Genomic DNA, 11,528 nt, shown 5'->3' on the forward strand with positions numbered 1-11,528 from the left:
CCTCGTGTAGCCTGGCAGGGCCGGCATAAGGTGCCCTTGCGCACGAACGCACGCCTCGCGCTACCCCGCTCGCGGTAGCATCTCCCCAGCCCAGGCACGGTTGTCTTTCCCTCTCCAGCAGGCCGCCTCTGCCTCACGGCACTTTTTGTTTCCTTCGAGCCACGCAGCCACTGATGCGCCAGGCGCGCATGGGGGAGCCAATGACGGCAGCCCGCAGGCCACCGCAAGACGCCGCATCGCGCGCGCATGCCGAGCCGGCACCCTTGCCGCCAGCATACGGCGGCGGCACTGGCCGGCGCTGGGCCTGGCTGCCGGAGCAGGGCGGATGGCGGTACTACGTGCTGCTCGGCGCCGTCGGGGTTTTTGTGCTCGGCCCGCTCGGCGGGGTTGCCGCGGCCTATATGAACTTCTCGCTCGGCTTCTTCGTGGGCGGACAGGTCCTGGCGGGGATTCTCGGCTCCACGGTGACCTATGGCTACGGCACCGAAGGGCGCCACGGGGCGAACTATATCCAGACCATCGCCTCGTCGGTGGCCGGCATGAGCGGCATGGCCGTTGTGATCCAGGCGATGACCTGGATGGGCATGGCCGAGCCGCCGCTGTGGCAACTGATGCTGTACATGCTTTGCGTCGGCATGTTCGGGGTGGGCGTGGGCATGCTGTACACCCCGATCCTGGTCGACCGCCTGCAACTCACTTTCCCGTCCGGCCTGGCGGTGGCCAATATCCTGCGCGCGTTGACCGATCCGGTGCTGCTCCGGCGGTCGTTGTCCCGCCTGGCCGGCGGCACGGTGCTGGGCATTGTCGGCGGTATCGGCGCGGCCCGGATCGATCGGCTTGCCGCCATCGACCTGTCGGCGTCCACCTTCGGCGCCGGCATGATCGTCGGCGCGCGCATCGGCCTTGCCGCGCTGGTGGCCGGGCTGGCGGGCTGGGCGCTGATTCCGTTCTTCATCTCGATCGGCTGGCTGGCGCCAGGCGAGCCGTTTCGCAAAATTACCTTCCTGATCGCGCTTGGGATGATCATGGGCGCGGCGCTGGTCGATATCGCGCTGATCCTGTTCAAGGCGTACCGGCAGCACCGGCGCCTGCGTGGCAGCGGCATGCCCGGGCCCGCAAGGCCATCGCGGGGCAGCCAGTGGCGGCTGGCGGCGTGGGTGCTGTTCTGGGGCGCCGCCATCGTGGCGGTTGGTGCGGGGCTGCTCCACCAGCCCGCGGGCTATCTGGTGCTGGCGGTGCTGCTGGTGTTCGTGTTCGCGATGGTGAATGGCATCTCGGTCGGCATGGTCGACCAGAACCCGATTTCCTCGGCCTTCGTGCTTTCCGTGATCCTGATGGCCGCGCTTGGCTTGCGCAACCCGCACGTGGGGCTGATCGCGGCGACGGTGCTGCTGGTATCGACCAGCGAGGCGTGCGATATGCAGCAGGACCGCTCCACCGGCTGGCGGCTCGGAACCAATCGTACCTTGCAGTTTCGCTTCCAGGTGGCGGGGATTGTCGCCGGCGCGGTGCTGGCGGTGCTGTTCGCCAGGCTGTTCATGGGTGCTTATCCCGAGCTGGCGCTGGACCAGACCGCGCTTGCCGCCAGCGATCAGCCGCATCGCTGGGCATCGGCCATGACGTACAAGATCGTAGGTGCCTTGCGTGGCCTGGCCGATGACCTGCCGCACCAGCGCACGGCGGTGGCACTCGGCATCGCCCTGGGCTTTGCCACGGCGCTGCTGCGCTTGCTGGTCAGATCGGGGGCGCGCTATCAGCGCTTCGTCCAGGCCGGCACGGTTGGACGCATTGCGGACTTCCTGCTGGATACCGTGGTGTTGCCGTCGCCCTATGCGTCCTCCTTTGGCGGATTCGTCAACCTTCCCACCTCCGCGTGGTTCGCGCTGGGCGGGGTAGTGGCCAGCGTGCTCAATAGCCTGCCGGGGTCGAAGGGCACGCCTGACCCCTTGCCTGAGGACATGAGCACGACGTCGCTGGTGGGCGGCGGGCTGATCGCGGGCGATGCGCTGGCGACGGTGGGGCTCGGCATAGCGGGCCTGGTTTTTACGGCCATGGGCTAGCCCGCTTTTGTCTTGTGCATCCACCCCTCGTTTTCCTATTTGCAGGGCGTGTGTTCCGTCCAGTGGTTCCGGCGGGGCCGGCCAATGTGATCGGGACGGCAGGACGACGCGGGCGTTATCGAAATATGGGTGACGCATTGCGCTCATGTGTGTCAGGGCTACCATCGCCCGGCAGCACCTTGCGGACAGGCCGCGAATCGTGGCCACGCTCAGGTAGCGCGCCGTTTTGAATATTCTTGAGACAGATCTGAATTCTTTGTGCCTGCCAGCCGCGCGCGGGCGAGGGCGGGCGGTTGTAGCGCAAAATGATTGCCGGCGGCGCGAGCGCCGGCCGGCCGGCGCCGGGCGACCGGTTCGCATGCGCGGATCGTGGCCGCGTGCATTGGATGAGAGGTGATAGCTCCATGACAGTTGTAGTGCTTGCAGCAGACGGGTCGCCAAGCAGCGAGGCGGCAGCGGCAAGGCTGGTGACACGGCCGTTGTTCGCGCCGCCGTTGGTGGTGCATGTCGTTCATGTCTCGCCGGCGCTGGGCGCGGCGGGGCGCCAGGTGATGCCGGGCGCGGAGCTTGCGCTGGAGAACAAGGCATCTGCGGCCCGCGCGTTCGACGGGGTCGGCGCGGCGCTGGGCCCGCTTGCCACCGAGATGCATCGGCATTGGGTCACTGGCGACCCCGCGCATGAGATCATGCGGCTGGCGGCCGAGCTGGATGCCGACGCGATCGTGGTGGGCTCCAAGCGGCGCGGTGCGCTGGCCAATGCCATTCTCGGTTCCGTCGCCACGACGATCCTCGGCAAATCGCAAGTGCCGGTGGTTGTCGTCAACCGGGACGAGGCAACGACCGGTACCTGAAGCGCTTTCCCGTTCAACAGCCCGCACCCCACCGGTGCCGGCCATGCAGGAGGGAGTGATGACCATGGTGGCGCTCGCCGCGAACAGCTTGTCCAGCCGCATCGCTGGCCCGGCGCCCGGAGGTGGCCGATGTTGATGGTCTGGCTGATTGCGCTCCCGCTGTTCGCCGCGGTGCTGATGCCGCTGGCCCGGCGTCTGGCCCGTGGCCTGGCCGCGCCCATCGTGGTGGCCACGCCGCTGGCGGGCCTGGGCCTGCTGCTCAGCGCGCGGGGCCGGGTGGCCGATGGCGGCGCCATCGTCTGGCGGCAGCCCTGGATCGAGGATATCGGGCTGAGCCTGAGCCTGCGGCTGGACGGACTGGCGTATGTGTTCGCGCTGCTGGTGCTGGGCATCGGGCTGCTGGTCATTCTCTATGCGCGCTATTACCTGCCGCGCAGCGAATCCACCGTACGTTTTTTCTCCCTGTTGCTGCTGTTCATGGCGGCGATGCTCGGTGTCGTGCTGTCCGGCAACCTGCTGCTGCTGGCGGTGTTCTGGGAGATGACCAGCATCGTGTCATTCCTGCTGATCGGCTTCTGGTCCTATCGCTCGGACGCGCGCAAGGGCGCTCGCATGGCCCTGACGGTGACCGGCGGGGGCGGGCTGGCCTTGCTGGCCGGCGTGCTGCTGCTCGGCCACATTTGCGGCAGCATGGAATTGTCCGATGTGCTGGCGCAGGCAGGCACGGTGCAACGGCACCCGCTCTATCCGCTGATGCTGTCGCTGATCCTGCTGGCGGCGTTCACCAAGTCCGCGCAGTTTCCCTTCAGTTTCTGGCTGCCGCACGCCATGGCGGCACCCACGCCGGTCTCGGCGTATCTGCATTCCGCCACCATGGTCAAGGCTGGCGTCTTCCTGCTGGCCCGGCTTTATCCGGTGCTGGATGGCACCAACTGGTGGTTCTACATGGTCAGCCTCACCGGCCTGGCCACGCTGGTGGTTGGCGCCGGCATGGCTTTGTTGCAGCGCGACCTGAAGGGCTTGCTGGCGTATTCCACCATCAGCCATCTCGGCCTGATCACGCTGCTGTTCGGGCTGGACACGCAACTGAGCACGGTGGCTGCGCTGTTCCACATCCTCAACCATGCCGTGTTCAAGGCGTCGCTCTTCATGGCGGCGGGCATCATCGACCATGAGACCGGCACGCGCGACCTGCAACGGCTGCGGGGCTTGCGCAGCTACATGCCGCATACCGCGCTGCTGGCCATCGTGGCCTCGTTGTCGATGGCGGGCGTGCCGCTGTTCAACGGCTTCCTGAGCAAGGAGATGTTCTTTGGCGAGACCCTGGCGCAAGGCCTGCTCGGTGAGTTCAACTGGATCATCCCGGCGGCGGCGACCTTCGCAGGGGCACTGACGGTGGCGTACTCGCTGCGTTTTATCTACGGCGTGTTCTTCGACGGCAAGCCGGTCGACCTGCCGAACTACCCCCCGCACGAGCCACCCCGTTCCATGAGGATCCCGGTGGAGGTGCTGGTTGCCATCTGCCTCGTGGTCGGGCTGTTCCCCGCGTACACAGTGGGGCCCTTGCTGGCCTCCGCGGCCCTGGCCACGCTGGGCGGGCCGTTGCCGGCGTACAGCCTGAGCCTGTGGCATGGCGTCAACCTGCCTTTGTTGATGAGCCTGATCTCGATGGTCTGCGGTTCGGTGTTTTTCTTCTTCCGGCGCCAAGCCTTCCATCGCCATCACGCACGCATGCTCCACCTGAACGCCCGCGATGCCTTCGAGGCGGCCATCGGCTGGCTGGCGCGGCTGGCCGGCCGCATGACCGGGGCGTTCGAGAGCGGCTCGCTGCAAGGCTATCTGGCGTGGATGGTGGCCGCCATGCTGCTGATTCCGGCCACTTTCCTGGCGGATCTGGACACGCTGGCCGGCCCGTTGCCCACCGGCCCGCTCGACGCGATGACCGTGACAGGCATGGCGCTGCTGGGGCTGACGGCGATCGGCGTGGTGCTCGCTCACAGGCAACGGCTGAGCGCGCTGATCCTGCTGGGCGCGTGCGGGCTGCTGGTGGCGCTGGCGTTTACGTGGTTTTCGGCTCCCGACCTGGCGCTGACGCAGGTTTCAGTCGAGGTCGTCACAATCCTGCTGCTGGTGCTGGCCTTGTTCTTCCTTCCCATCGACCGGCCGGACGCCTCGCCGGTGTCCCGGCGTGTCCGCGATGCCTGCCTTGCCCTGGGCAGCGGCGGCTTGCTAGCCGTCCTGGCATATGCCGTGATGACCCGGCCCTATGATTCGATTTCCGCCTTTTTCCTGGCCAACAGCGTTGAAGGTGGCGGCGGCCACAATGTGGTCAATGTGATCCTGGTGGATTTCCGCGGCTTCGATACGCTGGGTGAGATCTGCGTGCTGCTGGTCGCCGGTCTTGCGGTGCAGGCCTTGCTCAAGGGCATGCGCCTGGCGGCGCCGCAGGCGGGGCCCAACGGGCTGCCGTGGTCGAGTCAGAGCCACCCGTTGCTGCTGGCCATCCTGGCCCGGCTGATGCTGCCGCTGACCATGCTGGTCGCGGTCTTCATGCTGCTGCGCGGGCACAACTTGCCGGGCGGAGGCTTTATCGCCGCGCTGATCACGGCTGTGGTCTTGCTGCTGCAGTATGTGGCCAGTGGCGTGCTGTGGACCGAGGCGCGCATCGCGCTGAATTACCGCGCGCTGGCGGGCAGCGGCATCCTGGTGGCCGGGCTGACCGGGCTGGGTAGCTGGGCGTTCGGCTTCCCGTTCCTGACAACGGCCTTCGGGCACTTTCACTTGCCGGTGCTGGGCGAAATCGAACTGGCTACTGCCATGCTGTTCGACCTCGGCGTTTATTTCACGGTGGTGGGCACGACCTTGCTGATCGTGTCGCACCTCGGCGTGCGCGACAAGCGCATCCACGCGCGGGAGGGTGCCTGATGGAAGCCGTCTACGCCTGCACGGTTGGCATCCTGATGGGCTGCGGCATCTACCTGCTGCTGCGCGCGCGCACATTCCCGGTGGTGCTGGGACTGGCGCTGATCTCGTACGCAGTGAGCCTGTTCCTGCTGGGCATGGGCCGCCTGTCCAGCGGCCGCCCGCCGGTCATCGCCAGCGGGGCGCGGTATGCCGACCCGCTGCCGCAGGCACTGGTGCTGACGGCCATTGTCATCGGTTTTGCCATGACCGCATTCGCGGTGGTGCTGGCGCTGCGCTCGCTTGGCCTCACAGGCAGTGACCATGTGGATGGCAAGGAAACGGGCCAGCAGGAGGCCGGCGGCGCCGGCAGGAACAAGGCGGACGGCCCATGAACCACAGCCTGCCTTTTTCGATCCTTCTGCCCATCCTGCTGCCGATGTTCGCAGGCGGTTTACTGGTGGCGATGCCGCTGCGCTGGCTCCGGGTCCAGCGCACGCTGAGTACGGCCGTCGCGCTGCTGCTGTTGCCGGTGGCTGCCTGCATGGTCCTGGAGGCAGCCACCGGCGCCATCCCGGTCTATCACGTCGGCAACTGGCCGGCGCCGTTCGGCATCGTGCTCCAGCTCGACCGGCTTGGCGCGCTGATGCTGCTGCTGACCGCCGTGCTGGGCGCGGCTGCCGTGGTGGCTGCGGGCAGGGGAGACGCGCGGATGGGGCGGCATTTCCACGCCCTGTTCCAGTTCCAGCTGATGGGCCTCAATGGCGCGTTCCTGGCGGGCGACCTCTTCAACCTCTTTGTCTTCTTCGAGATCCTGCTGATCGCCTCCTATGCCTTGCTGGTGCATGGCGGCGGGCGCGCGCGGATCGGCGCCGGGCTGCATTACGTCTTGCTGAACCTGGCGGGCTCGGCCTTTTTCCTGATCGCCATCGGCGTGCTGTACGGGCTGAGCGGCACCCTGAACATGGCGCACATGGGCCTCCGGCTGGCCGGGCTGCCGCCTGCCGACGTGCCGCTGGCCACGGCCGCGGGGGCCATGCTGATGCTTGTTTTCGGACTCAAGGCGGCGCTGTTCCCCATGCTCTTCTGGCTGCCCAAGGCCTACGCCAGCGCGACGGGCTCGGCCGCCGCGCTATTCGCCATCATGACGAAGGTGGGCATCTACGCCATCCTGCGTTGCGCCGCGCTGATCTTCGGCGCGCCCGACGGCATGCTGGCGGCGTTCCTGCATGACTGGGTCTGGTGGATGGCGCTCGCCACCATGGGGTTTGGCGCGCTCGGGGCGCTTGCCGCCCCCAACCTGAAGACGCTGACCTGCTACCTCGTGCTGGCATCGGTCGGGCTGCTGGCGGCCAGCGTATCGATGCAGACCGGACAAAGCTGGGCGGGGGCGCTGTATTACCTGCTCAGTACCACGTTGTGCACGGCGGCGCTGTTCCTGCTGGCGGATGCGCTTGAGCCGGCGCCGCCGGCGGGCTCGGCGGGGCAGCCTGTCCCGGTTGTCCACGGCTCGCGGCTGGCAGGCGCGCTGTTCCTGGTTGCGGCGCTGGCGGCGATCGGCCTGCCGCCGCTGTCGGGCTTCATCGGCAAGGTCATGGTGATGCGCAGCGCGCCGTTGCCGGCTGCGGCCGTGCTGTGGCCGGGTGTCCTGCTATCCAGCCTGGCGCTGCTGATTGCCGTGAGCCGTACCGGCACGCGCCTGCTCTGGCGCCTGCCCCAGGAACACGATCCCGAGCGCCACGGTGCTTACCATCGGGTCGCGCCGGATGGCTGGAAGCTGGGTTGTTGCGCCTTCCTGCTGGCCTGCAGCGTCGCGCTGGTCCTGTTCGCGCAGCCGCTGAGCCGGTACCTGGCGGACACCGCCGCCCAATTGTTCGACCGCGCGGCCTACCTGCGCGCGGTGCTGCCGGCCGCAGGGAGCTAAGGTCATGGTCAAACGCTTGTTTCCGCATCCGTGGCTCAGCCTGACGCTCCTGGCGACATGGCTGTTGCTGGTAAACAGGGTGTCGCCTGCCGACTGGGCGCTGGGCGCATTTCTCGGCTGGGCGATCTCGCTCCTGATCGGCAAGGGACTCTGGCTGCGTCCGATGCGCGTGGGCCGGCCCGATCTGATGCTGCGCCTGGCGGCGCACGTGCTGATCGACATCGTGGTGGCCAATGTGGAGGTGGCCTTGCTGGTGCTGGGGCCGGTGTCGCGGATGCGCCCGGCTTTTATCCAGGTGCCGATCGATGTCGAGCATGAACTGGCGCTGTCCGCGCTGATCAGCATCGTGTCGCTCAGCCCGGGCACCTTATGCGCCGAACTCAGCGATGACCGCCGCCGGCTGCTGGTCCACGTGCTCGATCTGGACAATGAAGCCAAGCTGATCGCGCTGGTCAAGTCGCGCTACGAGGCGCCGCTACGGGAGATATTTGAATGCTTGCCGTCGTAATACCGCTCTCACTGGGAATCCTCGGGGTCGCCTTCCTGCTCGCCTTTATCCGCCTGGTGCGCGGGCCTGGCCTGTCCGACCGCATCGTCGCGCTCGACACGCTCAATATCAATGCCATCGCGCTGATCGTGGTGTTTGGCATCTGGCTGCGCTCGGAACTGTTCTTCGAGGTTGCCTTGCTGATCGCGGTCATGGGCTTTATCGGCACCGTCGCCCTGACCAAGTACCTGCAGCGCGGCGACATCATCGAACTGAAGTGATCAGCCGGCTCGAACGGATCGGACCGGTCCGGCAACCATGACGGGAGGCCCAATGGACAATATGAGCCCAATCGCGGAATTCGCTACCTGCGTGCTGCTGCTGATCGGCAGCGTGTTTGCCCTCGTCGGCGCCATTGGGCTGTTCCGGCTGCCGGACTTCTTCATGCGCCTGCACGGGCCAACCAAATCCACCACGCTGGGTGTCGGTGGCGTCGTGGTGGCTTCGGTTGTGTTCTTCAGCAACCAGGGCAACGGCCTGAGCCTGCATGAACTGCTGATCACCACCTTCCTGTTCCTGACCGCGCCAATCAGCGCCCATATGCTGGCCAAGGCGGCGATGCAGCAGCGCCTGCCCGTCGACCCGCGCACACGGGGGCGCACATGGGAGGCGGAGGACCGGGAGCGCAGCGAGCCGCGCGGGCAGGGCGCGGATCCATCATCGGCGGGGAAGGTTCCCGAGAGCTGACGGCGCCGGCATGGCGTCCAGTCTTCAGCCCTGCTCCCACGCGCTGCACCAGCCGGCGGCGGCCACCTGCTTGTCGCCGAACAGCACGCAGCTGCCCGTCGACGGACTGGCGCCTTCCTGGAACAGCTGGCAGTTGGCGCAGGTCTGGCTGGCCGCATGCCTGGGGAATTTCGCCTGGTCCACCTTGCGGGTGTCCGCCTTGTAGTCCAGCTTGACGGCCTGCGGATCCTTCTCATCGAGCGTGGCCGCGCCGGCGCCGGACGGCGCCGCAACGGCCGCGAGGCTTGCGGCCACGGCTACCGGCAGTGTCTTCAGGAATTGACGGCGGGTCGACATGCGGCTTCCTTTTTCTGTAGGGATTGACGACTGCCGGACTCGACGGCATCACCGGTAGCGGACCGCGCGCGGCGCCTGGCTGACTGGTGTGAAGGCCGATATTCTGTGGGGGAGTTCCGGCGTGCGGCTGGTGTCGATTGTGGCACAGCGGCCGCCGCCTGGCGCGGCATGTGCGCTTCGCCGCCACCGGATTCTCCGCGGAATGGACAAGCCAGGGTGAATCGGGATAATCGTGGCTCCGCTGGCTGGCCTATGGCAAACTCGGCGCTACCTTTTTTGCCGCAGGCGGGTTCACCGCCGCCACGCCAACCACACGCCATCCACCACTACGCCCATGACCGCTCGCACCAACACCGATACCCTCCGCCAGGCGCTGCAGGAACCGCTAGCGTTGCAACTGTCGCCCTTGATGGGCCCGGACTTCGCCGGGACGGCCGAGGGCGAGCATTTTGCCATCTATACCGAACCGCCGGAAGCGCCCGGACGCGACGAAGTGCTGGCAACCCTGCGTGCCCAGCTTGAAGCGGAAGCCGGCGTACCGTTGCCCGGCGGCGACGCGCCTGTATCCGGCGAAGTCCTTGACAGCGAGGACTGGGAGCCCGGCCAGGCGTTCGAGATGGACATGGATAGTGACGAGGTCTGCGGCCAGGTCCTCTTCTACCGGCTGATCCTCGCGCGGGACCTGCATCCGGTCGGCTATTGCGCGTTCGAAATCAATGCCGACGAAACCGGTGTGATCTTCGTGACCCTGGTCGAGTCGTGGGTTCGGCCGCAATACCGGCAGCTCGGGCTGGAGAGCGGCTTCGTGCTGCAGATGGGCAATGCCGTCTACAACCTGCTGGCCAACCTGGACGCGCGGCTGCAGGCCGCGGGCGAGCGCAGCGCGTCGTTCGAAGTGTTGCTGGGGCTTGAGCAGGCGTCCGTGGCAGGCACGGCGCTGTTGCGGTCACTGGCCAACACGCTGCAAGGCTGGAGCGATCCCTCCGCCGCGCGTGGCGCCGCCGGGCGCGAGCCGTTGGGCATTACCAGCGTCCGCGTTTCGGTGCTTCCCGCCAGTTCGGCGGATTGAGGAAGGGGGAGGCAACGCTCGTTGCCTCCGCTGCTTTGCCCCGTTCCGGAAAAGCGGGCGCTGAAGTGAACGATTTCCGGCCGATCTCCTGCGCCAGACCGCGTTGATCGTCATTACTGATCGTCACAACGCCGGCCGACGGCTGGCCCACTCGCGCACCGCCTGCGCAAACAGCCTCAGCGCGGTAGGCGGGTGCCGGTTGGCCGGGTAATAGAGGCACAAGCCGGGAAAGGAAGGGCTCCATCCCGGCAGCAGGTGGATCAGCCGGCCCGAGGCCAAGTGCTCCGCAACCTGATCTTCCGGGACCCAGGCGATGCCGATACCTGCCAGCGCTGCCTCGACCATCAGATTCAGGTTGCCGAGCGTCAGCGGCCCGTCGACATCGATGCTGGCGCTTTTGCCGCGATGCTCGAGATCCCAGCGGTAGAGCGCGCCACTCTCGAACCGGAAGCGGACGCACCGGTGCTGCCCCAGGTCGTGTGGCGCTTTCGGCGGCTCGTGACGCGAGAGGTATTCCGGGGATGCCACTGCGGCGAACCGCATGTCAGGTCCGAAGCGGACGGCGATCATATCGCGCGGCACATCGTCCAGAACCCGAATGCCGGCGTCGAAACCGTCGGCCACGATATCCACGAGTCGTGTGTCCACGATGAACTCGACGTGTATGCCGGGGTAAGCCGCCAGGAAGTCCGGCAGCACATGGCGCACAAGCGGCCTTGCCGCGGACTCGGATGCGCTGATACGGATCGAGCCCGACGGCCGGTCGCTTGCTGACGCGACTTCATTTACCGCATCCTCAATTTCGGCGATGGCCGGCCTGACGCGCCGCAGAAGCTGTTCACCCGCTTCGGTCAGCGCGACCGACCGGGTCGTCCGGTTAAACAATCGCACATCCAGCTTCGCTTCGAGATTCCGCATTGCGTGACTTAGCGTCGACGGCGAAACGCCCAGCGTGCGCGCGGCCGCGCGAAAGCTTCGCTGCTCGGCGATGGTCATGAAAGCAGTCAGTTCGGACAGACCAGCGCGCATCATTGATGAATTAATCTCAACTCCTTGTGAAATGGTAGGCGGATTGTTGAATGAAGTACAGCAACCTAGAATCCACCACAGCAAATAGCGACTGACACGTGTCAGGTGTTGCCCGCGCAGCTAC

General features: G+C 66.8%; 11 protein-coding genes. 9 read left to right on the forward strand and 2 right to left on the reverse strand.

From position 1 onward, the window contains the following. The first annotated feature begins 200 nt into the window (after positions 1 to 200). The 8 genes from CF70_RS11545 (at position 201) to CF70_RS11580 (ending at position 8,970) form a co-directional block, all read left to right on the forward strand. Entirely contained in the window at positions 201 to 2,060 is a 1,860-nt protein-coding gene (locus CF70_RS11545) for an OPT/YSL family transporter (RefSeq protein WP_081862135.1), read from the forward strand. Between the two features lie 404 nt (positions 2,061 to 2,464). Then, the gene (locus CF70_RS11550; protein ID WP_035864335.1) at positions 2,465 to 2,911 is read left to right on the forward strand and encodes a universal stress protein; all 447 of its coding nucleotides are present in this window, start codon (positions 2,465 to 2,467) and stop codon (positions 2,909 to 2,911) included. A 129-nt stretch (positions 2,912 to 3,040) separates the two neighbouring features. Then, positions 3,041 to 5,836, forward strand: coding sequence for a monovalent cation/H+ antiporter subunit A (locus CF70_RS11555; protein WP_035864338.1), 2,796 nt, complete (start codon positions 3,041 to 3,043; stop codon positions 5,834 to 5,836). Continuing rightward, a complete protein-coding gene (locus tag CF70_RS11560) occupies positions 5,836 to 6,207 on the forward strand; it encodes a Na+/H+ antiporter subunit C (protein ID WP_035864339.1) in 372 nt (123 codons plus the stop codon). Before CF70_RS11555 ends, CF70_RS11560 begins: the two co-directional genes overlap by 1 nt. Beyond that, a complete protein-coding gene (locus tag CF70_RS11565) occupies positions 6,204 to 7,736 on the forward strand; it encodes a monovalent cation/H+ antiporter subunit D (protein WP_035864341.1) in 1,533 nt (510 codons plus the stop codon). The genes CF70_RS11560 and CF70_RS11565 overlap by 4 nt, the downstream gene beginning before the upstream one ends. Before the next feature lie 4 nt (positions 7,737 to 7,740). Further along, positions 7,741 to 8,244 (forward strand): Na+/H+ antiporter subunit E, encoded by a 504-nt coding sequence (locus CF70_RS11570; RefSeq protein ID WP_035864343.1) that lies wholly within the window; start codon positions 7,741 to 7,743, stop codon positions 8,242 to 8,244. Beyond that, positions 8,229 to 8,504, forward strand: a complete 276-nt coding sequence (locus CF70_RS11575; RefSeq protein ID WP_035864345.1) for a K+/H+ antiporter subunit F — start codon at positions 8,229 to 8,231, stop codon at positions 8,502 to 8,504. Before CF70_RS11570 ends, CF70_RS11575 begins: the two co-directional genes overlap by 16 nt. A 61-nt stretch (positions 8,505 to 8,565) precedes the next feature. Further along, complete coding sequence (locus CF70_RS11580; protein WP_035864494.1) at positions 8,566 to 8,970, forward strand: Na+/H+ antiporter subunit G; 405 nt, start codon at positions 8,566 to 8,568, stop codon at positions 8,968 to 8,970. Between the two features lie 24 nt (positions 8,971 to 8,994). On the opposite strand, the gene CF70_RS11585 is transcribed toward CF70_RS11580, so the two are convergent. Further along, on the reverse strand, positions 8,995 to 9,306 hold the full coding sequence (locus CF70_RS11585; protein ID WP_035864346.1) for a high-potential iron-sulfur protein: 312 nt from the start codon (positions 9,304 to 9,306) through the stop codon (positions 8,995 to 8,997). Positions 9,307 to 9,640: 334 nt separating this feature from the next. Between CF70_RS11585 and CF70_RS11590 the strand changes: the two genes are divergently transcribed. Next, positions 9,641 to 10,375: a hypothetical protein gene (locus CF70_RS11590; protein WP_035864350.1), complete on the forward strand. Its 735-nt coding sequence runs from the start codon at positions 9,641 to 9,643 to the stop codon at positions 10,373 to 10,375. Positions 10,376 to 10,498: 123 nt separating this feature from the next. Here the strand turns inward: CF70_RS11590 and CF70_RS11595 are convergent, their stop codons facing one another. Further along, positions 10,499 to 11,407 (reverse strand): LysR family transcriptional regulator, encoded by a 909-nt coding sequence (locus tag CF70_RS11595; RefSeq protein ID WP_035864353.1) that lies wholly within the window; start codon positions 11,405 to 11,407, stop codon positions 10,499 to 10,501. Positions 11,408 to 11,528: the final 121 nt, after the last annotated feature.

It is taken from the genome of Cupriavidus sp. SK-3, assembly GCF_000611145.1.
Classification (GTDB): domain Bacteria; phylum Pseudomonadota; class Gammaproteobacteria; order Burkholderiales; family Burkholderiaceae; genus Cupriavidus.